20 protein-coding genes and 5 pseudogenes are annotated in these 21,139 nt (G+C 71.2%); 16 read left to right on the plus strand and 9 right to left on the minus strand.

Features of this window, described 5'->3' with window-relative positions:
- Window positions 1-30: 30 nt before the first annotated feature.
- Window positions 31-282, plus strand: coding sequence for a hypothetical protein (locus LRS04_RS05275; protein WP_257815475.1), 252 nt, complete (start codon window positions 31-33; stop codon window positions 280-282).
- On the opposite strand, the gene LRS04_RS05280 is transcribed toward LRS04_RS05275, so the two are convergent.
- Together LRS04_RS05280 and LRS04_RS05285 are read right to left on the minus strand one after the other, a co-directional pair.
- Window positions 279-770: an NAD(P)H-dependent oxidoreductase gene (locus tag LRS04_RS05280; RefSeq protein ID WP_257815476.1), complete on the minus strand. Its 492-nt coding sequence runs from the start codon at window positions 768-770 to the stop codon at window positions 279-281. The genes LRS04_RS05275 and LRS04_RS05280 overlap by 4 nt on opposite strands.
- A gap of 67 nt (window positions 771-837) precedes the next feature.
- Window positions 838-1,194, minus strand: coding sequence for a hypothetical protein (locus LRS04_RS05285; RefSeq protein ID WP_257815477.1), 357 nt, complete (start codon window positions 1,192-1,194; stop codon window positions 838-840).
- Window positions 1,195-1,320: 126 nt separating this feature from the next.
- On the opposite strand from LRS04_RS05285, the gene LRS04_RS27620 reads away from it, so the two are divergent.
- The 3 genes from LRS04_RS27620 to LRS04_RS05295 all read left to right on the plus strand — a co-directional run bounded on the left by LRS04_RS27620 (window position 1,321) and on the right by LRS04_RS05295 (window position 3,236).
- Window positions 1,321-1,875: a LysR family transcriptional regulator gene (locus LRS04_RS27620; protein WP_374574368.1), complete on the plus strand. Its 555-nt coding sequence runs from the start codon at window positions 1,321-1,323 to the stop codon at window positions 1,873-1,875.
- Window positions 1,821-2,222, plus strand: coding sequence for a LysR substrate-binding domain-containing protein (locus tag LRS04_RS27625; RefSeq protein WP_374574376.1), 402 nt, complete (start codon window positions 1,821-1,823; stop codon window positions 2,220-2,222). Before LRS04_RS27620 ends, LRS04_RS27625 begins: the two co-directional genes overlap by 55 nt.
- 135 nt (window positions 2,223-2,357) lie before the next feature.
- A complete protein-coding gene (locus LRS04_RS05295) occupies window positions 2,358-3,236 on the plus strand; it encodes a 3-hydroxybutyryl-CoA dehydrogenase (protein ID WP_257815478.1) in 879 nt (292 codons plus the stop codon).
- 128 nt (window positions 3,237-3,364) lie between these two features.
- Here the strand turns inward: LRS04_RS05295 and LRS04_RS05300 are convergent.
- A pseudogene (locus tag LRS04_RS05300) lies at window positions 3,365-4,847 on the minus strand (flavin-containing monooxygenase).
- A 144-nt stretch (window positions 4,848-4,991) separates the two neighbouring features.
- Between LRS04_RS05300 and LRS04_RS05305 the strand changes: the two are divergent.
- From LRS04_RS05305 to LRS04_RS05340, 9 genes and pseudogenes are all read left to right on the plus strand, one after another.
- A complete protein-coding gene (locus tag LRS04_RS05305; RefSeq protein WP_257815479.1) occupies window positions 4,992-5,408 on the plus strand; it encodes a hypothetical protein in 417 nt (138 codons plus the stop codon).
- A 564-nt stretch (window positions 5,409-5,972) separates the two neighbouring features.
- Window positions 5,973-6,251, plus strand: a pseudogene (locus LRS04_RS26600) (EAL domain-containing protein); the annotation flags it as partial.
- Window positions 6,252-6,372: 121 nt separating this feature from the next.
- Window positions 6,373-6,813 (plus strand): EAL domain-containing protein, encoded by a 441-nt coding sequence (locus LRS04_RS26605; RefSeq protein WP_308238285.1) that lies wholly within the window; start codon window positions 6,373-6,375, stop codon window positions 6,811-6,813.
- Between the two features lie 235 nt (window positions 6,814-7,048).
- Window positions 7,049-7,915: pseudogene (locus tag LRS04_RS05315) on the plus strand (TIGR01459 family HAD-type hydrolase).
- Between the two features lie 67 nt (window positions 7,916-7,982).
- Entirely contained in the window at window positions 7,983-8,408 is a 426-nt protein-coding gene (locus LRS04_RS05320; RefSeq protein WP_257815480.1) for a MaoC family dehydratase, read from the plus strand.
- The gene (locus tag LRS04_RS05325) at window positions 8,405-9,355 is read left to right on the plus strand and encodes a bifunctional riboflavin kinase/FAD synthetase (RefSeq protein WP_257815481.1); all 951 of its coding nucleotides are present in this window, start codon (window positions 8,405-8,407) and stop codon (window positions 9,353-9,355) included. The genes LRS04_RS05320 and LRS04_RS05325 overlap by 4 nt, the downstream gene beginning before the upstream one ends.
- Before the next feature lie 297 nt (window positions 9,356-9,652).
- Window positions 9,653-12,575: pseudogene (gene ileS, locus LRS04_RS05330) on the plus strand (isoleucine--tRNA ligase).
- On the plus strand, window positions 12,572-13,081 hold the full coding sequence (gene lspA / locus LRS04_RS05335) for a signal peptidase II (protein ID WP_257815482.1): 510 nt from the start codon (window positions 12,572-12,574) through the stop codon (window positions 13,079-13,081). The pseudogene ileS and the gene lspA overlap by 4 nt, the downstream one beginning before the upstream one ends.
- A gap of 78 nt (window positions 13,082-13,159) precedes the next feature.
- The gene (locus tag LRS04_RS05340; RefSeq protein WP_257815483.1) at window positions 13,160-13,717 is read left to right on the plus strand and encodes a DUF3035 domain-containing protein; all 558 of its coding nucleotides are present in this window, start codon (window positions 13,160-13,162) and stop codon (window positions 13,715-13,717) included.
- A gap of 155 nt (window positions 13,718-13,872) precedes the next feature.
- On the opposite strand, the gene LRS04_RS05345 is transcribed toward LRS04_RS05340, so the two are convergent.
- Window positions 13,873-14,844, minus strand: coding sequence for a TraB/GumN family protein (locus LRS04_RS05345; RefSeq protein ID WP_257815484.1), 972 nt, complete (start codon window positions 14,842-14,844; stop codon window positions 13,873-13,875).
- Window positions 14,845-14,916: 72 nt separating this feature from the next.
- Between LRS04_RS05345 and mutL the strand changes: the two genes are divergently transcribed.
- Window positions 14,917-16,776, plus strand: coding sequence for a DNA mismatch repair endonuclease MutL (gene mutL / locus LRS04_RS05350; RefSeq protein ID WP_257815485.1), 1,860 nt, complete (start codon window positions 14,917-14,919; stop codon window positions 16,774-16,776).
- Between the two features lie 154 nt (window positions 16,777-16,930).
- On the opposite strand, the pseudogene rsmD reads toward mutL, so the two are convergent.
- Both rsmD and LRS04_RS05360 read right to left on the minus strand, forming a co-directional pair.
- Window positions 16,931-17,498, minus strand: a pseudogene (gene rsmD / locus LRS04_RS05355) (16S rRNA (guanine(966)-N(2))-methyltransferase RsmD).
- On the minus strand, window positions 17,499-18,692 hold the full coding sequence (locus LRS04_RS05360; protein WP_257815486.1) for a pseudouridine synthase: 1,194 nt from the start codon (window positions 18,690-18,692) through the stop codon (window positions 17,499-17,501).
- Window positions 18,693-18,704: 12 nt separating this feature from the next.
- Between LRS04_RS05360 and tadA the strand changes: the two genes are divergently transcribed.
- Both tadA and LRS04_RS05370 read left to right on the plus strand, forming a co-directional pair.
- A complete protein-coding gene (gene tadA, locus LRS04_RS05365) occupies window positions 18,705-19,157 on the plus strand; it encodes a tRNA adenosine(34) deaminase TadA (RefSeq protein WP_257815487.1) in 453 nt (150 codons plus the stop codon).
- The gene (locus LRS04_RS05370) at window positions 19,154-19,594 is read left to right on the plus strand and encodes a DUF6265 family protein (protein WP_257815489.1); all 441 of its coding nucleotides are present in this window, start codon (window positions 19,154-19,156) and stop codon (window positions 19,592-19,594) included. Before tadA ends, LRS04_RS05370 begins: the two co-directional genes overlap by 4 nt.
- On the opposite strand, the gene LRS04_RS05375 is transcribed toward LRS04_RS05370, so the two are convergent.
- The 3 genes from LRS04_RS05375 to LRS04_RS05385 all read right to left on the minus strand — a co-directional run bounded on the left by LRS04_RS05375 (window position 19,591) and on the right by LRS04_RS05385 (window position 21,067).
- A complete protein-coding gene (locus LRS04_RS05375; RefSeq protein ID WP_257815490.1) occupies window positions 19,591-20,175 on the minus strand; it encodes a GNAT family N-acetyltransferase in 585 nt (194 codons plus the stop codon). The two genes, LRS04_RS05370 and LRS04_RS05375, sit on opposite strands and share 4 nt — an antisense overlap.
- A gap of 138 nt (window positions 20,176-20,313) precedes the next feature.
- On the minus strand, window positions 20,314-20,964 hold the full coding sequence (locus LRS04_RS05380) for a TSUP family transporter (RefSeq protein WP_308238287.1): 651 nt from the start codon (window positions 20,962-20,964) through the stop codon (window positions 20,314-20,316).
- Window positions 20,942-21,067 (minus strand): hypothetical protein, encoded by a 126-nt coding sequence (locus LRS04_RS05385; protein ID WP_257815491.1) that lies wholly within the window; start codon window positions 21,065-21,067, stop codon window positions 20,942-20,944. The genes LRS04_RS05380 and LRS04_RS05385 overlap by 23 nt, the downstream gene beginning before the upstream one ends.
- Window positions 21,068-21,139: the final 72 nt, after the last annotated feature.

A 21,139-nucleotide genomic window follows, 5' to 3' on the forward strand; every position in this document is an offset into this window, starting at 1 on the left:
CCGGCTGCAACCTCGGTCGGGCGCCGGACATTGGGAACGGGTCGCAAGGGATGCCGCCATGACACCGGCCACGGTGCTCTACGCCTTCTACTGCTCGGGGAGGACGGCCAGTCGGTCGGCTTCCAGGCCCACGAACTGGCCTCGGACGACCTCGCCCTGCAGACCGCCGGCGCGCTGATGCAGGACCTGCCGGAGGTCCACCAGATCCGCGTCTGGTCCGGCGTGCGGCCGGTCCTGACCCTCACCCGCCCCGACGGGCCGCCGCTGGCGACCAGCCTCTAGAAGATTCCCAGGGCGAGGCCGGCGGCGAGCGCCTGGCCGAGCTCGGCGCAGCGGGCGAGGTCGTCCGCGGCGAGGGTCTTGGGCGCCCAGATGGACGGGCCGTCCTGGGCGCCGGTGATCACCACGATCGGGTCGGCGGCGGGCTTCAGCCGCCACCCCGTGGCGATGCGGGAGACCTGCCGGACCACGCCCTGGCCGTCCGAGCCGGCGCAGACCAGGAGCCCGTAGGGGCGCCCGGCGACGCGGTCGAGGACATCGTAGCAGGTGCGGTCGAAGAACTCCTTCATCTCGCCGGAAAGCGAGGCGAGGTTCTCGGGCGCGGCGAAGACGAGAGCGTCGGCGGCGAGCACGTCGGCGGCCTGGGCCTCGGCGGCCGGGACCTGGCGCACGGTGACGCCCGGCTCGGCGGCCGCGCCCCGGGCGCAGGCCTTGGCCATCTGCTCGGTCCCGCCGGTGCGGGAATGCCAGACGATCAGCAGGGTCTTCATGGGGCCTGGAGCGTAGCCCGCTTCGCACCTCTCCCAAGCGGAGACTTGGGAGAGGCTCAGGCCTCCTTCACCGCACCGGCGCCGCCGGGAGCGCGCTGACGGACAGGACGACGTCGCGGCCGGAGAGCTCGGCCGGGACCGGGGCGACCTTCAGCCGGCGCAGCGACTGCTCGATGGCCCGGTCCGCGTCGAGGTCGCCGGTGGATGCCACCAGCCGGGCGTTCTGCAGCCGGTCGCCGCTGAGCGTCCCCTGCACCTTCACACGGCCGCCCGGGATGGCGACGCCGGCGTTGGCGAGACGGGCGTCCGCCTGGGCCGCGACGGCGGCCACATAGGCCTGGCTGTAGGCGGAGGGAGCGGCGCGGGCGCCTTCGAGGCCGGCCAGCAGGGTGGCCGCGCCCAGCACGAGGAGGGCGGTCTTCATGGCTCTAGTCCTTTGATCGGGTTGAGGTTTGTGACGGCGCCGATGGGAAGAATTTAGGTCGGGGCGAACGCGGTTACGAACGATAGATTTTGCCCTCGGTTGTTACCTGAGCTAACAACCTGAACCGTGATCCGCCTGCCGCCCTTCTTCGCTCTCCGGGCCCTGGAGGCCGCTGCCCGGCACCGCAGCTACAGCCGCGCGGCCGAGGAGCTGGCCGTCACCCACGGCGCGGTGAGCCAGCAGATCCGCAAGCTGGAGGAGGAGCTGGGCGCCCGGCTCTTCGAGCGGCGCGGCAACGCCATGATCCCCACGGCGGAGGCCGAGCGGCTGGCGAAGGAGGTGGGGCGCGGCCTGGGCGTGCTGCAGAACGCCGTCGCCGAGTTCGCCACCGCCGCCGAGCGCGATCCGCTGGTGGTCAGTCTCGACCCGCAGTTCTCCAACCGCTGGCTGCCGGCCCGACTGCCCCGGCTGTTCGCCGACCCCGCGGGCCGCAACGTGGAACTCCGCGTCGAAGAGCGGCTGGCCAACTTCGTCACCGACGGGATCGACATGGCCGTGCGGTACGGGGCCGGCCGCTGGGCGGGGGTGGAAGCCGCGCCGCTGTTCGCCGAGACCCTGTTCCCGGTGTGCAGCCCGCAGATGGCGGCGGCGCACGACTGGCGGGGCCCGAGGACCTGCTGACGGCCCCCCTGCTGCACCACGGCCACCGGCCCTGGAGCCTGTGGTTCGGCCAGTTCGGCCTGGCCGCGCCGCCGCAGGAGGGCCTGCGGTTCGAGGACTCGGTGATGCTGCTGGAGGCGGCCGCCCAAGGGGTCGGCGTCGCCCTGGCGCGCTCAGGCCTGATCGAACAGGACCTCCGGACCGGACGGCTGGTGCGGCCGTTCGAGGTCAGCGTGCCCTCGGAGCTGGGATTCTTCGTGGTCTGGCGGGCCGACAGCCGGAAGTCGTCCCGGATACACGCCCTGCGCGATTGGCTCCTGGCCGAGGCAAAGAGCCCGCAACCCCAGCATGAACCGATGACAATTTAGGCGCCGGAGTGTGTCGGCACGGTTACGCTGCGACGCAGCAAGGCCCTTGCCGAGGCGGCAAAGCCCGATCTTAATGCGGCCTCCATACCGCGGGTGCGAAGAAGCAAGACGCCCGCTATCGAGGCATTAGACTTCATGGTTCAGATCAAGTCGGTCGGCGTCATCGGCGCGGGCCAGATGGGTTCCGGCATCGCGCATGTCTGCGCGCTCGGCGGATACGACGTCCTGCTGCACGACGTGAGCGGCGACCGCATCAAGGCGGGGATCACCGCCATCGAGAAGAACATGACGCGCCAGGTGGCGCGCAACATCATCACGCCCGCCGAGATGGAAGCTGCGCTCACGCGCATCAAGCCGGCCGACGAGCTGCAGCAGATCGGCGCCACCGACCTGGCCATCGAGGCGGCCACCGAGGACGAAGAGACCAAGAAGACCATCTTCAAGGCGCTCGGTCCGCACCTCGCCAAGGACACCATCCTGGCGTCCAACACCTCCTCGATCTCGATCACCCGCCTGGCCTCGGTCACCGACCGGCCGGAGCGGTTCATCGGCCTGCACTTCATGAACCCGGTGCCGCTGATGAAGCTCGTGGAGATCATCCGCGGCATCGCCACGGGGCCGGACACCTACGAGACCGCCGTCAACTTCGCCAAGTCGCTGGGCAAGACCACCTCCAACGCCGAGGATTTCCCGGCCTTCATCGTCAACCGGATCCTGGTGCCGATGATCAACGAGGCGATCTACACGCTCTACGAAGGGGTCGGCACGGTCGACGCCATCGACACGGCGATGAAGCTCGGCGCCAACCACCCCATGGGCCCGCTGGAGCTCGGCGACTTCATCGGCCTCGACACCGTGCTGTCGATCATGAACGTGCTCTACGAGGGCCTGGCGGACTCGAAGTACCGGCCCTGCCCGCTGCTCGTGAAATACGTCGAGGCCGGCTGGCTCGGCCGGAAGTCCGGCCGCGGCTTCTACGACTATCGTGGCGAGCATCCGGTCCCGACGCGGTAAGGACAAAGAAGCCCTCTCCCTACCCTCTCCCTCTCGGGCTGCGCCCGGGGAGAGGAGGTGACGGCGCGAACCTCGCAGCTCCACTCCTCTCCCCCGCGAAGCGGAGAGGGAGAGGGTAGGGAGAGGGCCTACTCCGCCGCCATCTTCAGGGCGGGCCTCGCCGGGTTGGAGAACTCCAGGACGCCGTCGTCGAGCTTGGCGTAGCGGAGCGTCATCAGGTCCAGGGCGTAGTTCTGGTGCAGCTTCCAGGGGGCCTTGGTCCCCTGCTTGGGGAAGCTGTCCATGGCGCGGGTGACATAGCCCGAGGAGAAGTCCAGCCACGGCGCCGTGCCCATGTCCGGGTCGGTGTTGCGCGGCGTGGCCTGACGCAGGCCGGTCTTCTTCATGTGGTTGAGGACCCGGGTGACGTACTCGCAGGTCAGGTCACACTTCAGCGTCCAGGACGCGTTGGTGTAGCCGAAGGCCGACGCCAGGTTCGGCACGCCCTCGTACATCATGCCCTTGTAGGAGAGCGTCTGGCCGGGCTCGACGGGGCGGCCGTCGACGGTGAGCGAAAGGCCGTTCATCACCTGCAGGCTAAGGCCCGTGGCCGTGACGATGACGTCGGCGTCGAGATGCTTCCCCGACTTCAACCGGACGCCGGTCTCGTCGAAGGCCTCGATGTGGTCGGTGACCACCGAGGCGGTCCCGGCCTTCAGCGCCTCGAACATGTCGGCGTCGGGGACCAGGCAGACCCGCTGGTCCCAGGGATTGTAGCGCGGCGTGAAGTGGGTCTCGACGTCGTAGTCGGGGCCGAGCTGCTGGCGGACCATGCCGATCATCCGCGCCTTCACGGCGGCGGGCTTCCGGCGGGCCAGGCGGAAGAAGTACATGCCCAGCAGAACGTTGCGCCAGCGGACGATGTCGTAGGCGAGCTTGGCCGGAAGCTTCGCGCGCAGCCAGTTGGCCATCCTGTCCTCGGCTGGCCGGCTGACGACGTAGGTCGGCGAGCGCTGCAGCATGGTGACGTGGCCGGCGGCCTTGGCCATCTCCGGCACCAGGGTGACGGCGGTGGCGCCCGAGCCGATCACCACGACCTTCTTGCCCGAATAGTCGAGGTCCTCCGGCCACTTCTGCGGGTGGACGATCCGGCCCTTGAAGCTGGCCGCGCCCGGGAAATCCGGGGTGTAGCCGGCGTCGTAGGAATAGTAGCCGCCGCAGAGGAAGAGGAAGCTGCAGGTGAAGCGGACGGTCTTTCCATCCGTCTCCGCCTCGACGGTCCACAGCGCGTCCTCGCTCGACCAGCTCGCCTTGGTGACCTTGTGGCGGAAGCGGATGTGGCGGTCGATGCCGTGCTCGGCGGCGGTGTCGCGCACGTACTTCAGGATCGAGGGGCCGTCGGCGATGGCCTTGGCCTCGCGCCACGGCTTGAAGGCGTAGCCCAGGGTGTACATGTCGCTGTCCGAGCGGATGCCCGGGTAGCGGAACAGGTCCCAGGTGCCGCCGATGGAGTCGCGGCCCTCGAGGATCACGTAGGAGCGGTCAGGCGCCCTCGGCCTGCAGATGCCAGCCGGCGCCCACGCCCGACAGGCCCGCGCCCACCACCACGACATCGAAATGCTCGCTGGCCATCCGTCTGTTCCCGCCCCGGCTTATCGTTGGCCATTTCATAACTGATCATCGATCACTTGTCGCGGCTCAGGATTCCGCCGGATGGCGGCGGGGCGCGGAGACGCCGACGGTGCGCGCGATCCTTCCGCTGCCGGAGAACTGCCGATGTTCCGCGCCTGGCCCTGCGCCCTCGTGATCCTCGCGGCGCCCGCGACAGCGCCAGCCGCGCCCGGCGGCATGGCCGGCGACGCCGACCAGGACGGCCGCCTCTCCGCCGCCGAGTTCAAGGACAGCCGCAGCAAGGTCCTCTGGCGCGCCGACCGTGACGCCGACGGCAAGCTCGGTCCCTCGGAATGGATTGCCGGCGAGACCCGGTTGCGGCGCGAGACGCAGACGGCGGGCTTCGACCCCCGCGCGCAGAACCTCGGGACCGGCGACTACGGCAAGGTCGACGCCGACGACGACGGGTTCGTCAGCGCCGGCGAGGCGGACGCCTATCTCACCCGCCGCTTCGAGAGCCTCGACGCCAACAGGGACGGCTTCGTGGACCGGGACGAGATGCGCGCCGCGCGGGGCCGCTGAGCTCTTCGGCGCACCTTCCGCACTGCGACGGTAAAACCCTTCGACACCTGCCGAATCCGCGTCGGATACTTCAGGCTGATTCGGACTGGGACCATGCGGCGGCTCACACCTGCGCTCCTCGGCGCCAGCTACCTGTGCATCTCGCTGACGGTCGGCCTGTCGCTGTGGCGCAACGGGGGCGGCTGGGGCGCGGGCGTGTCGGCTTTCGTGGCCGCCATCGGCCTGTGCATGGCGCTGCACGGGATCATCGCCCGGCTGATCGAGAACGCCGCCATCCGCGCGGAGATCGACCAGGTCCGCGAGGCCCACCGCATCCTGATCGACCAAGTAGAGCGGCTCGACGCCAGGGTGACGGAGGTGGCCGAGACCGCCGCCGCCGACCACGACAAGTCCGACGAGATCATGGACGAGGTCCACCTGCTGGAGGGCCTGATCGAGCGGATGCAGCAGCGGCTGGACGAGCGCCCGGCCGCCGCGCCCGCGCCGGCGGCGGCTCCGGCCGGCGGCGGCGGGCTCGCCGCGCGTCTCGGCCACAACTCCGAGCACCGCACGGCTGGCCTCTTGATGGACACGGTGCGCGACGCGCTCACCGACAACCGCGTGGACCTCTACCTGCAGCCGGTGGTCGGCCTGCCGCAGCGCAAGACGGTCTTCTACGAGAGCTATTCGCGGCTGCGCGACGAGAGCGGCCGGGTGCTGATGCCGGCCGAGTACCTGACCGTCGCCGAGCCGGGCGGCATGGTCGCCTCGATCGACAACCTGCTGCTGTTCCGCTGCGTGCAGATCGTCCGCAGGCTGGCGGCGAAGGACCGGCGGGTGGGCATCTTCTGCAACATCTCGCTGGCCAGCCTCGGCGACGAGAGCTTCTTCCCGCAGTTCCTCGACCTGCTGAAGGAGAACCGCGACCTGGCCGGCGCCCCTGATCTTCGAGATCGGCCAGGGCGCGTTCGACAGCCGCGGCGCCATCGAGGCGCGCAACATGGCCAAGCTCGCCGAGCTCGGCTTCCGCTTCAGCCTCGACAAGGTGGTCGACCTCGACCTCGACCTGCAGGATCTCGCCCGGGCCGACGTGAAGTTCGTGAAGATCGCCGCCCAGATGCTGCTGGACGAGCTGACCGAGATCGACGGCCGCCTCGTGCTGCGCAGCCTGCCGGACCTGGCGGCCGAGGACTTCGCCGCGCTCACCCGCCGCTACGGGGTGGAGATCATCGCCGAGAAGGTCGAGGGCGAACGCCAGGTGGTGGACATCCTCGAGCTCGACATCCGCTACGGCCAGGGCCACCTGTTCGGCGAGCCCCGGGCGATCAAGGACGCGGTGCTGGCCGAAGCCACCCCGCCGGCGCCGGCGCTGCGGCCCAACCTCGGCCACCCGCTGGCGCGCCGCGTGATCGGCGGGCGGTACTGAGCTCCCTTCCTCCCCTGCGCAGCGGGGGAGGGGGACCGTTCGCCGAGGTCAGCGCGAGCTGACCGCAGAGCGAATGGTGGAGGGGGCGAACGGCCACGCGAGCGCCCGCCCCCTCCACCATCGGCTTTTCGCTGCGCTCAGCCGACGGTCCCCCTCCCCCGTTCGCTGCCGCTCACGTGGGAGGAAAGTGTCTTTCGTGCTTTTCGTGGTTTCCCTCATGGGCTAGCGGGGCGGCATGACGACTGCGCCTGCCTACATCTCCGGCCTCTCCGAGATCGCCGACCGCTACGACGTCGTGCTCTGCGACATCTGGGGGGTGATCCACAACGGGCGCGAGGCCTTCCCTGCCGCCTGCGACGCGCTCAGCCGGTTCAACGCCGGCCCGGGCAAGGTCATCCTGATCTCCAATGCGCCCAGGCCGCACGCGCCGATCATCGAGCAGCTCCTGGGCCTGGGCGTGCCGCGCGAGGCCTTCGCCGAGGTGGCGACCTCGGGCGACGCCACGCGGCCGATCCTCGCCGCCCGGGCGCCTGGGGCCCATGTGGAAGATCGGGCCCGACCGCGACTGGCCGCTCTACGACGGCCTGGGGCTCGACCGGGCGGAGCTGGCCGACGCCGCCTTCATCTCGGTGACCGGACCGTTCGACGACGAGACCGAGGAGCCGGACGACTACCGCGAGCGGTTCGAGGACGCCTGCCGGCGCGGCCTCGACATGATCTGCGCCAACCCGGACATCGTGGTCCAACGGGGCGACAAGCTGATCTACTGCGGGGGGCGCTGGCCCAGCTCTACGAGGCCATGGGCGGGCGGGTGACCATGGCCGGCAAGCCGCACAGGCCGATCTATGACCTGGCGCTCGAGAAGGCCGCCGAGCGGCTGGGCCGGCCGGTGGACCGCGCCCGGGTGCTCTGCATCGGCGACGGGCCCGGCACCGACATCCGGGGCGCCAACTCCCACAAACTCGACTGCCTGTTCATCGCCAACGGCATCCATGGGGCCGAGACGGTCCGCGACGGCGTGCTGCAGCCGCAGATCGTCGAGCACCTGCTGGCCATCGAGGGCCTGCACGCGGCCTGGGCCATGGCCGACCTTGTGTGGTGACGCCCCACCCTTCTAGGTAAGGGGGACCTCCAGGCAGGGAGGCAGGGCAACGAGGAGCGTCTGGCGCGTGCAGCAGGGTCTCTATCTGGATGAGCTTTCGGTCGGCCAGAGCGCCGAGCTGACCCATGTGGTGGGCAGCGCCGACATCGAGGCCTTCGCCGAGGTGAGCCACGACACCAACCCGGTGCACCTGGACGAGGCCTATGCGAAGACCACGACCTTCGGCGGCCGCATCGCGCACGGGATGCTGGGCGCGGCCTACATCTCGGCGGTGCTGGGGACCAAGCTGCCGGGCCCGGGCGCCATCTACCTCTCGCAGCAGCTCCGCTTCCGTCGGCCGGTGAAAATCGGCGACCCCGTCTCCGCCATCGTCACGGTGAAGGCGATCGACGAAAAGCGCGGGCACGTGACGCTCACCACCGCCTGCCAGGTGAACGGCAAGACGGTGATCGACGGCGAGGCCGTCGTGATGGTGGCGCGCAGGGATTCATGAGCCGGGTCCGGGTCATCCGCGGCTGGAAGGAGCTGCCGGCCTCCGACAAGGGAGCGGCGGTCGCCATGGGCAGCTTCGACGGCGTGCACCGCGGCCACCAGAAGGTGATCGAGCTCGCCGCGAAGGCCGCCGGCGAGCTCGGCTGCCCGCTGGGCGTCATCACCTTCGACCCGCACCCCAGAACCTATTTCCGGCCCGACGAGCCGGCCTTCCGGCTGATGCGCTTCGACCAGCTCGCCCGCGCGCTCGAGGCGCTGGGCGTCGACACCGTCTACGTCCTGCCCTGGGACGCCGAGCTGGCCAACATGACCGACCGGGAGTTCGCCGAGACCGTGCTGCACCAGGGCCTGGGCGCGCGGCATGTGGCGGTGGGATTCGACAACTCCTTCGGCAAGGGCCGGACGGGGACCCCGGACACCATGCGGCAGTACGGCGCCGAATTCGGCTTCGGCGTCTCGGTGGCCGCGCCGGTGGGCGACGAGGGCGGGGAGAAGTTCTCCTCGACGGAGATCCGCGAGGCCCTGCGCGACGGCCATCCCGAGGTCGCCGCCCGGGTCCTGGGCCGGCCGTTCGCCATCGAGGGCGTGGTGCAGCGCGGCCGGCAGCTCGGCCGCAAGCTGGGCTTCCCGACCGCCAATGTGCCGCTCCGCGACTATGTGGTCCCGAGGTTCGGGGTCTATGCGACCCGCACCCGGCTGCAGGACGGCCGCCATGTGCCGGGCGTCGCCAACATCGGCGTCAACCCGACCGTGGACGGGATCACCACCCCGCTGCTGGAGGTCTGGCTCTTCGACTTCGACGAGGACCTCTACGACCAGACCATCGAGACCGACCTGATCGCCTTCCTCCGCCCCGAGGAGAAGTTCCCGAGCCTGGAGGTCATGACGGCGCAGGTGATGAAGGACGCGCAAAAGGCGCGCGACCTGCTGATGCCGGAGTTCGACTAGGCCCTGGCCCTCTCCCTACCCTCTCCCTCTCGCTTCGCGGGGGAGAGGAGGTGAAGCGTCGGCGTCGCAACTCCACGCCTCCTCCCCGACCCCGGCGAACGCCGGGGGAAGAGAGGGAGAGGGTAGGGAGAGGGCATTCCAACGGCCGCCCACCTCTGTTACAGCCTGCCCCCGATGACCTCGGTTCGGACGAGCCTGCGAATTTGCCGCCCGGCGTGACGCCGCCGGACGTTCTCCAGCGCGCGCCGGGTTACTTCCCGCACCCCCTTGATCCCGAGCCAGCCGGATTAGAGTTCTATGGCCGACGACGCCCCTCCTTCGCGCGACTATCGCGAGACCGTCTTCCCTTCCCGAGACGCCCTTCCCCATGCGCGCGGGTCTGCCGCAGAAGGAGCCGCAGATCCTGGCTCAGTGGGAGGCGGCCGACCTCTACCACCAGATCCGCGCCGAGCGGCAGCGCGCCGGCGCGCCGCTGTTCGTGCTGCACGACGGGCCGCCCTACGCCAACGGGGCCATCCACATCGGCCACGCCCTGCAGAAGACCCTGAAGGACTTCGTGGTCCGCTCGCGCTTCCTGCTGGGCTACGACGTCGACTTCGTGCCCGGCTGGGACTGCCACGGCCTGCCGATCGAATGGAAGATCGAGGAGGAGCTGCGCGCCAAGGGCCGCCGCAAGGACGAGGTCTCCAAGGCCGAATTCCGCCAGCGCTGCCGCGAGTACGCCGCCCACTGGATCGAGGTGCAGAAGGCCGGCTTCAAGCGGCTGGGCGTGCTGGGCGACTGGGAGAACCGCTACGCCACGATGGACTTCGGGTCCGAGGCGGCGATCGTCGCGGAGTTCCACAAGTTCGTGGCCTCGGGCCAGCTCTACCGTGGCAGCAAGCCCGTCATGTGGAGCCCGGTGGAGCGCACGGCGCTCGCCGACGCCGAGGTCGAGTACCATGACCACGTGTCGCCGACGATCTGGGTGAAGTTCCCGGTGGTCGAGGGCTCGGACGCCGTCCGCCACGCCTCGGTGGTCATCTGGACGACAACCCCCTGGACGATCCCGGCCAACCGGGCGGTCAGCTACAACCCCGACATCGCCTACGCCGTCTACCAGGTGGACGCCATGGAGACGGGGCTGGAGTTCGAGCCCTGGGCCAAGCCCGGCGACCGCTTCGTCCTGGCCGAGAAGCTGGCCGCCGAGGTGATGAAGACCGCCAAGGTCGCCGACTACCGGAAGATCGAGAGCGTCGATTGCGAGGGCATGGTGCTGGAGCACCCCCTGGCCGCGCTCGACACCCACTATGGCTTCCAGGTGCCGATGCTGGCCGGCGACCACGTCACCGACGACGCGGGCACGGGCTTCGTGCACACCGCGCCGGGCCACGGCGCCGACGACTACCTGGTCTGGCTGGCCCACGGGCATCGCGAGATCCCGGACACCGTCGATCCGGACGGCGCCTACTACCCGCACGTGCCGCTGTTCGCGGGCCTGAAGGTGCTGGAGACCGAGGGCAAGAAGGCCGGCAAGTTCGGCCCGGCCAATCCGGCGGTGATCGAGAAGCTGATCGAGGCCGGCCGGCTGCTGGCCCGCGGGCGGATGGAGCACTCCTACCCGCACTCCTGGCGCTCCAAGGCGCCGGTGATCTTCCGCAACACCCCGCAGTGGTTCATCCGCATGGACGAGCCGGTGCAGACGAAGGAGCTGGGCGGCCGCACCCTGCGCGAGGCCGCGCTGGAGGCCATCGAGGCCACGGCCTTCTACCCGGCGCAGGGCAAGAACCGCATCCGCGCCATGGTGGAAAGCCGGCCGGACTGGCTGATCAGTCGCCAGCGCGCCTGGGGCTCGCCGCTCGCCATGTTCGTGGACAAGGAGACCGGCCATCCGCTGCACGACCCCGACGTGGACGCCCGGATCATCGAGGCCATCAAGGCCGAGGGCGCCGACGCCTGGTTCAACCGGCCGGTGACCGACTTCCTGGGCCGCCACGACCCGGACCGCTACGAAAAGGTCGAGGACATCCTCGACGTCTGGTTCGACAGCGGCTCGACCCACGCCTTCACCCTGGAGAACCGCCCGCACACGCGCTGGCCGGCCGACCTCTACCTGGAAGGCTCCGACCAGCACCGCGGCTGGTTCCAGTCGAGCCTGCTGGAGAGTTCCGGCACGCGGGGCCGCGCGCCCTACGACGCCATCCTCACCCATGGCTTCACCATGGACGAGAACGGCGAGAAGATGTCGAAGTCCAAGGGCAACACCGTCGATCCCGAGGTGGTGATCCGCGAGAGCGGGGCCGAGATCATCCGCCTGTGGGCCGCGATGATCGACTACGCCGACGACAGCCGGATCGGGAAGACGATCCTGCAGACCACGTCGGACGCCTACCGCAAGCTGCGCAACACCGTCCGCTACATGCTGGGCGCGCTCGCCGACTTCGAGCCGGACGAGGCGGTGGAGCTGGAAGAGATGCCGCCGCTGGAGCGGTTCATCCTGCACCGCCTCTGGGAGCTGGATGGCCAGGTGCGCGCCGCCTACGAGGGCTACGTCTTCCAGGACGTGATCCGGCCGGTGCTGGACTTCTGCCAGAACGAGCTGTCGGCGCTGTTCTTCGACATCCGGAGGGACAGCCTCTACTGCGACAAGCCGGACGAACTGCGCCGCCGGGCCGCGCGCACGGTGATGGATGCGGCCTTCGAGCGGATCACCGCCTGGCTGTCGCCCCTGATCCCCTTCACCATGGAGGAGGCCTGGCTGACCCGGTTCCCCGAGGCCCATTCCAATGCGCTCAGGACCATGCCGACCACGCCGGCCGACTGGCGCAACGACGCCGAGGCCGCCCGCTGGGCCAAGGTGCAGCAGGTGACCTCGGTGGTCACCGGCGCGCTGGAGGTCGAGCGGCGCGAGAAGCGGATGGGCGCCGCGCTGGAGGCCGCGCCGAAGGTGCACGTGGCCAACGCCGAGCTGCTGGCCGCCTTCGAGGGGCTGGACGCCGCCGAGGTGTTCCGCACCAGCCAGGCGACGCTGGTCGCGGACGAGGGCCCGGCGGACGCCTTCCGCCTGCCGGAGGTCGCCGGCGTGGCGGTGGAGCCGCTGAAGGCCGAGGGCCGCAAGTGCGCGCGGTCCTGGAAGATCCTGCCGGAGGTGGGGACCGATCCCCGCTATCCGGACGTCACGCTCCGCGACGCCGAGGCCGTGGCGGCCTGGGACGCGGCGCACGGCAAGGTGGACGCATGAAGCTTCCGAAGCTCGCCGGCCTGGCCTACGGCCTCGCCGCGCTCACGATCGTGCTCGACCAGCTCTCGAAGTACTGGATCCTCGAGATCTTCCAGCTCCCGGCGCGGGGCTCCGTGCCGGTGGGCGGGCCGCTCGCGCTCACCATGGTCTGGAACCAGGGCGTGAGCTTCGGCCTGCTGCGCGCCGACCAGGACATCATGCGCTGGGCGCTGGTGCTGTTCGCCGTCGGCGTCTCGGTCGTGCTGGCGATCTGGGCGCGCAAGGCCGGCCGCCCGCTGCTGGCCGCGGCGCTGGGCCTGATCATGGGCGGCGCCGTGGGCAACGTCATCGACCGGATCCGCTTCGGCGCGGTGGCCGATTTCATCGACGTCTCGGCCCTCCACTTCCCCTGGATCTTCAATGTCGCGGACGCGGCCATCAACATCGGCATCGCGCTCCTTCTTCTCGACATGATCCGGGGCGAAAAAGGCCAGACGTCCGCCGATCCGACGAAGGATGCGGCCTGAAAGCGCGTTGGCGCCCGGGCAGGTCTTGGGTTATCCACGCCATTCGGCCGGGGGCGGCCTTGAGGAGCGTCTGAACCGATGAGCGTCAACCGAGTGATCGTGGCCACGGCCTTCATGGCTGCGGCGGCGGGCCTGGCGGGCTGCCAGTCCACCTCCAAGGCCCTGGGCATGTCGAAGGTGACCCCGGACGAGTTCCGCGTCGTGACCAAGGCCCCGCTGGTGGTGCCGCCGGACTATGCGCTGCGCCCGCCGGCGCTGGGCGAGCCGCGCCCGCAGGAGCTGCAGCCGGAGAGCGCCGCGCGCACCGCCCTGCTCGGGCAGCGCGAGGCCCAGGTCCGTTCCGACGGCGAGAAGCTGCTGGCCGCCAAGGCCGGCGCCGAGAAGGCCGACCCGCTGATCCGCTACGTGGTCGACGACGAGTTCGGCGACGTGGCCCACAAGGACAAGAGCTTCGCCGACCGGGTGATGTTCTGGAAGGCGCAGGAGCCCACCACGGCCACGGCCGGCGCCCAGGACAACACGCCGACCCCGGTGGACGCCCAGTCCGAGGAAGAGCGCGTGAAGTCGCTGACCGGCGGCAAGACCGTGGTCATCAACCGCGGCGGCGGCGGCAAGCTGAAGCTGCCGGGGCTTTGATCTTCATCCCTCCCCTTCAGGGGAGGGCAGGTCGCGTCAGCGACCGGGGTGGGGAATTCTCGTCCAGGCTCCGCACCTGGTCGTGACACCCCCACCCGTCCGAGGCTGCGCCTCGTCCTCCCTCCCCTTAAGGGGAGGGATTTTCGTTTCAGGGCTCAGTCTCGGCCACCTCGCCCGGGGTCGTCACCTTCAGGCCCTGGCCGCGCAGGCGGTCGAGGACGCCGCGTTCGGCCAGGGAGCGGTCGCAGCGGCACCAGGGCGATGGCGTGGCCGGGCTTCGCCAGGGCCGCATTGATCGCCGCCACCGTGTCAGCCTTCATCCGTTCGTCGAACTGGCGGCCGCCCGGCACCGCGACCAGGCAGCGTTCGTAGGTGCGTTCGTTCTCCAGGGCGCCCGGGACGTCCGCCGTCGCCCAGGCCCTGGCCGCCTGGAGCGTCACGCCCGGTCCGGCCTCGGCCTGGGCCAGCACCTCGTCGAAGCAGAGCCGGCCGGTCTCCGGCGAGGTGCGGATGATCGCGCCCAGCAGGGGGCCGATGTCGTAGGTCCTCTCCACGACCGGAACATTGGCGCGGCGCGCCAGCAGCTCCACGAGCTTGGCCGGGTCAGTCGTGGTGAGCTCGTGCGCCTCCCGGTAGTCGGCGGCGAGCTGGACGCCGGCGGCCAGCGCATTGGACGTGGGATAGTGCTTCTTCGGCTGGCCGAGCCGTTCGCGCACCGCCACGAAGCGGGCCCGGGTCGCCGGATCGAGCCGGTCCTCGAACGGCCCGCCGGAGCGCAGGCGCAGCAGGTTGAGCCCCGCGCCCAGCGCGCCCACGCCCTTCGCCCGGATGTTGGTGAAGGGCAGGATCACGGCGTTGGCGCCGGCGAGCCGGTTCTCGAAGATCGCCCGGTCCCACTGCATGCGCTTCGGCGCGAGTGAGGGGACGCCCAGGACATGGACCGTGGTGTCGCCGTCCGAGACCGTCCACCAGGCCGGGCCCGGCAGGCGGCCCACCACCACCAGCTCCTCGACGAGCGCCGCGTCGGGATCGGCCAACGGCGCGGGCGGCGCGGGCGTCTGCGCCATGGCCGGCGCCGCGATCAGGGCCAGGAGGAGGAGAAGGGCGAGGGGGCGAAACGGACGCATGGACTTCAGCCTAGGAGTTCGGGCCCCGGGCCGGAATCGTCCTATATTGCGGGGCTCCGCGAAAGCCCCGTCATGCCGATCCGCCGCCTGCCCACCGAACTCGTCAACCGCATCGCCGCCGGCGAGGTGGTGGAGCGTCCGGCGAGCGCGGTGAAGGAGATCGTCGAGAACGCCCTCGACGCCGGCGCCACGCGGATCGAGGTGCAGGCCGACGGCGGCGGGCTGACCCGCATCCTGGTCGCCGACGACGGCTCGGGGCTCGCGCCCGACCAGCTCCCGCTCGCGGTGGAGCGGCACGCCACGTCGAAGCTCGCCCCCGGCGTGGACGGCGACTACGACCTGCTGCGCATCCTGACGCTCGGCTTCCGCGGCGAGGCCCTGCCGTCGATCGGCTCGGTGGCGCGGCTGGCGATCACCTCGCGCGCCAAGGGGTTCGCCGACGCCCACCAGATCCAGGTGGAGGCCGGCGCGGTGGGCCAAGTGGCGCCGGCCGCCTTCCCGGGCCCGCACGGCGCGCGCGTGGAGGTCCGAGACCTCTTCTACGCCACGCCCGCGCGCCTGAAGTTCATGAAGTCCGAGCGCTCCGAGGCGCTGGCGATCACCGAGGAGCTGAAGCGCCAGGCGATGGCCCACGAGGCCGTCGGCTTCTCGCTCGACCTCGACGGCCGCCGGACGCTGCGCCTGCCCGCCGAGGCGGCCGGCGACGAGGGGCGGCTCGCGCGGCTGGCCGCCATCATGGGCCGGGAGTTCTCCGAGAACGCTCTCCTCATCGACCACGAGCGCGAGGGCGTCAGGCTCTCCGGCTATGCGGGCCTGCCGACCTACAACCGGGGCAACGCCGCCCACCAGTACCTGTTCGTCAACGGCCGCCCGGTGCGCGACCGGCTGCTGCAGGGGGCCCTGCGCGCCGCCTACGCCGACTTCCTGGCCCGCGACCGGCATCCGCTGGCGGCGCTCTACATCGACCTCGACCCGACGCAGGTGGACGTCAACGTCCACCCGGCCAAGGCGGAGGTGCGGTTCCGCGACCCCGGCGGGGTGCGCGGCCTGATCGTCGGCGGGCTGCGCCACGCGCTCGCCGCCGCCGGCCACCGGGCGTCGACCACCGTCTCGATGGCGGCCCTCGGCGGCTTCCGGCCGGAGGCGCCGGCCCAGCCGCCGGGCGGGTTCTCGGCCTGGCGGCAGGGGGGCTGGACGCCCTCGCCGCTGGCCGCGGCGGTTCAGGCGATCCCGGGCTTGAGCGAGATCTCCGCCCGCGCCGAGCCGCAGTGGGAGCCTTCGGGCGAGCCCGCCAGCTATCCGACGGTCGGCGAGGCCGGCGCCGCGCCCGCCCCGGTGTTCGACCCCATCGACTATCCGTTGGGCGCGGCCCGGGCCCAGGTGCACGAGACCTACATCGTCGCCCAGACCCGCGACGGGGTGGTGATCGTCGACCAGCACGCCGCCCACGAGCGGCTGGTCTATGAGCGGATGAAGGTGGAGATGGCGCATGGCGGCGTCGCCCGCCAGGCGCTCCTGCTGCCTGAGGTGGTGGAGCTCGATCCTGCCGAGGCCGAGCGCATCGCGGCGCGCACCGAGGAACTCGCCGAGATGGGCCTGGTGGTCGAGGCCTTCGGGCCGGGCGCCGTGCTGGTCCGCGAGGTTCCCGCCCTGCTCGGACAGACCGACGTCCAGGGGCTGGTGCGCGACATCGCCGACGACCTCGCCGAGAACGGCCAGGCTTTGGCGCTGAAGGAGCGGATGGAGGAGGTCTGCGGGACCATGGCCTGCCACGGCTCGGTGCGGGCGGGACGGCGGCTGAACGCGCCCGAGATGAACGCCCTGCTCCGCCAGATGGAGGCCACGCCTCACTCCGGCCAGTGCAACCACGGCCGGCCGACCTATGTGGAACTGAAGCTCGCCGACATCGAGCGGCTGTTCGGACGGCGCTGAACAAGCGGCGGCCTAGGCCCTCTCCCTAACCCTCTCCCTCTCCGCTTCGCGGGGGAGAGGAGTGGAGCTGAGAGGGCGAGCATAGCCTCCTCTCCCCCGACCCCGGCGAAAGCCGGGGGAAGAGAGGGAGAGGGTAGGGAGAGGGCCGCCGAGGTCAGCCGCCGTACTTCAGGAAGTGCACCCGGGCCGCGCCGTAGTCGCGGGCGTCGAGGGGTTCGAAGCCGTCGACGCTGAAGTCGGGTTCGCCGACGCCGCGCTCGAAGACCACGACAGCGCCGGGCGCCAGCCAGCCGCCGGCGGCGAGCTTGGCCAGCGCGACCTCGCCGAGCCCCCTTGGCGTAGGGCGGGTCGAGGAAGGCGAGGTCGAAGGCCGGGCCGTCGGCGCCGGGGCGCTGGCCGAGATTGGTGGCGTCGCGGCGGTGGACCCGGGTGCGGCCGAACAGGTGCATGGCGTCGACGTTCTCGCGGATCGCGCCACGGGCGTCCTCGTCGGTCTCCACGAACAGGCAGAAGGCGGCGCCGCGCGACAGGGCCTCGAAGCCCAGCGCGCCGGAGCCCGCGAAGAGGTCGATGACGCGGGCGTCGCGCACGCCGCCGGACCAGGCGGCGTGTTCCAGGATGTTGAACACCGCCTGGCGGGCGCGGTCGGACGTGGGCCGCGTGGTCTGGCCGGGCGGGGTGACGAGGGCCTTGCCGCGGAAGTCGCCGGAGACGATGCGCATCTAGCCGCGCTTCTTCGGGCCGCCGCCGGGCTTCTTCGGCGCGTGGCTGGCCTTGGGCTTGGGCTTGGCCCAGCCGGCCTTGAACACCTTCTTCTTCGGACCGTCGCCGGCGGCTGCGGCGGGGCGCGCGGGGCCCGGGCGGCCCGGACCGGCCGGACGCTCGGCCTTCCACGCCGGCTTCGCGCCGGGCTTCTGGCCGGCCTTGGTGCCCTGCGGGCGCGCGCCCGGGCGGCCGCGGGGCCGGGCCTCGTCGGCGCGGCGGGGCCCGCGGTCGATCAGGGTCGCGCCCTCCGGGGCCGCGGCCTGGCGGCGGCGCGGCGGGGTCGCGGTGGCGGTCTTCTGGAACTGCGGCCGGTCGCCCTTGGGCATGTTCTCCGGCGGGATGTGGTCGGCGAGCTGCTCGCGGATCACGCGCGGGCCGACCTCCTCGATCTCGCCGACGGCCAGCGTGCCGAGCGCGAAGGGTCCGTAGGCCAGGCGGATCAGCCGGTTCACCTTCAGGCCGAGCGCCTCCAGCACGCGGCGGACCTCGCGGTTCTTGCCCTCCGAGAGGGTGACGGTGATCCAGAGGTTGGAGCCCTGCGGGCCCTCCTTGGCCTTGTCGAGCTTCGCGTCGATGGCGCCGTAGCGGACGCCCTCGACGGTGATGCCGTCCTTCAGTTTGTCGAGCCGATCCTGGGTGATCCGGCCGTGCGCCCGGGCCCGGTAGCGGCGGACGACGCCGGCCTGCGGCAGCTCCATCGCGCGGGCCAGCTCGCCGTCGTTGGTGAGCAGCAGCAGGCCCTCGGAGTTGATGTCGAGACGCCCGACGCTGATCAGGCGGGGCAGGCCGTCCGGCAGGGCGCCGAAGACGGTGGGCCGGCCGGCCGGGTCCTTGTGGCTGGTCAGCAGGCCGACCGGCTTGTGGTAGCGGAACAGGCGCGTGGGCTCGGCGCCCTCCACCACCTGGCCGTCGACGGTGAGGATGTCGCCCGGCTCGACCTTCACGGCCGGCGAGGTCAGCACCTGGCCGTTCAGGGCGACCCGGCCCTCGGCGATGTAGCGCTCCACGTCGCGGCGCGAGCCGACGCCGGCGCGGGCCAGCGCCTTGGCGATGCGGTCGCCGCCGGCCTGCGGGGCGCCCTCCCGGGGCTTCTCGGACGTGCGGGCTTGACCGGGGGGCTTGCCGCCGGTTCGGTGCGGATCGTGGACCATGACGACCGGACAATGCGCATCGCGCTTCAAGCCGCGCAAGCCGCAGCCGACGCGGGCGAGACGCCGGTGGGCGCCGTGGTGGTCGATCCGGCCACCGGCGAGGTGGTGGCGGTAGGCGCCAACCAGCCGATCGGCAGCCATGATCCCACCGCCCACGCCGAGATCGTGGCCCTGCGCGAGGCGGCGCGGAAGCTCGGCAACTACCGGCTGACCGGCCTGACCCTGGTGGTCACCCTCGAGCCCTGCGCCATGTGCGCGGGCGCCATCAGCCACGCGCGGATCGGGCGGGTCCTGTTCGGGGCCGAGGACCCGAAGGGCGGCGCGGTCGTCCATGGGCCGCGGTTCTTCGAGCAGCCGACCTGCCACTGGCGGCCGGCCGTCGAGGGCGGGCTGATGGCGCAGGAGAGCGCCGCCCTGCTGCAGGGCTTCTTCCGGGCGCGGCGCAAGAAGGGAGCGCAGGCATGATCGCTGCAGGACTGATGGCCGTGGCGCTGCTGGCCGACGCGGCGGCGGACGTGGCGAAGCTCGACTGGCTGGCCGGAACCTGGGTCAGCGAGCAGGAGGGCAAGCTGGTCCGCGAGACCTGGCTGGCGCCGAAGGACGGAGCCATGGCCGGCGTGGGCCAGACCAACCGGCCGGGCCGCAAGGCTTTCATCGAGTTCACCCGCATCACCGCCGAGCCGGCGGGCGCCACCTTCACCGCCTTCTTCGAGGGCCAGCCGCCCGTGGCCTTCGTGCTGAAGCCGGGGCCGGACGGCGAGGCGACCTTCGAGAACCTCGCCCACGACTTCCCTCAGCGGGTGATCTACCGCCGCTGCGGCGCCGACCTCTGCTCGCGTGTCGAGGGGACGGTGAAGGGCAAGCTCGAGGCGGAGGACTGGCGCTACCGGCGGGAGCGCTAGGCGAAGCCGGCCAGCCGCGCGTCCAGCCCGTCCCTGACCGCCGGCCATTCGTCGACGAGGATAGAGAAGACGACGGTGTCGCGGACCCGCCCGGTCCAGGTGACCCGGTCGCGGCGCAGGATCCCCTCCTGGACGGCGCCCAGCTTCAGGACCGCAGCGCGGGACCGGGCGTTGAGCGCGTCGACGCGAAACTGCACGCGCGCCGCGCCGGCGTCGAAGGCGTGGCCAAGCAGCAGCCGCTTGGCCGACGGGTTCACCGGTCCGCCACGCAGCGACGGCTCATAGTAGGTGGCCCCGATCTCGACGGTGTTGTTCGCCGGGTCCACGGCGATGAAGGTGGTCATGCCGCGTACCGCGCCGCCGACCACGACGGCGAAGGGGATGGTGACGCCGCGCGCCTGCTCCGCGCGGAGCCTGGCCCACTGGGGATCGAAGGCTTCGCCCAGCATGGAGTAGGGGTAGAGCCGGTTCCAGGTGTCGGGGTCGGCGGCGCAGGCGGCGCGCAGCCCCGCCTCATGCGTCTCGGTGAACGGCTCCAGCCTGACGAAGCGGCTCTCCAGCACCCTCGATTCCAGATTCATCGCCCCACCCCAAAAAATTTGCCGACCGACCCTTGTGCCCGCCAGAGGCGAACATAGATGTGGTTTCGCCCATCCTGGGCGTTTCCTCCCTATGACTTCCCAACCCGGGCCCTCACGGACCCGGGTTTCTTTTTGCCTTCAGGACCGGAGGAGAAGCTGTGCAGCCTGGAGGAGGTAGAGCCCGCCGATCCCGGTGACGATCCAGCGGGTCCAGCGCTTGAAGTTCACGTCGGTCATGCGGTTCAGGATGCGGCCGCCCAGCATGGTGCCCAGCATGGAGAGCGGGATCGCCACGGCGAACAGCCACAGCGGCGGCGCGCCGGCGTCCTTCGACGCCAGCAGCGGGAGGCCGTAGACGACGATCTTCGCCAGGTGGGCGAATACCTGGGTCGCCGCCTTGGTGGCGACGATGGCGTGGCGGGTGAGCTCGGTGCGCACGAAGAAGATGTCGAGCAGCGGCCCCGCGACCCCCGCCGTCAGGTTGAGGCCGGTGACGGCGAGGCCCGAGAGGAAGGCCTGGATCGGCCGCGAGGCGTCGAGGTTGATCCACCGCTGGGGCAGCCAGGTCAGGCCCGGGATCAGGCCGAGCAGCAGGAAGAGCAGCGGCTTCGAAGGGACCAGGGAGACCAGCGACACCGCGATCCCGGCGATCAGCGAGGCGAGCGCATACCAGCCGACGATGTCCCAGCGGACGTGGCGGCGATGCAGGACAGCGCGCCAGCCGTTGGCGACGAGCTGCAGGACGCCGTGGGTGACGAAGGCCGCGCTAACCGGCAGGACGAGGGCCAGCGCCCCCCATCAGGAGCAGGCCGCCCGCCATGCCGAAGACGCCCGAGAGCGTGGCGGTTACGAGGGCCATAACCGCCACGAAGGCGGCAATTGCGAAGTTCATGTGGACTGTCCTCCGGACGTGGAGCCCGCCCCGGGCGGGAGGCACAGGCTCCCTCCGGCGACGGACCTCCTG

Origin of the sequence: Phenylobacterium sp. J367, from assembly GCF_024699985.1 — a bacterium.
Classification (GTDB): Bacteria; Pseudomonadota; Alphaproteobacteria; order Caulobacterales; family Caulobacteraceae; genus Phenylobacterium.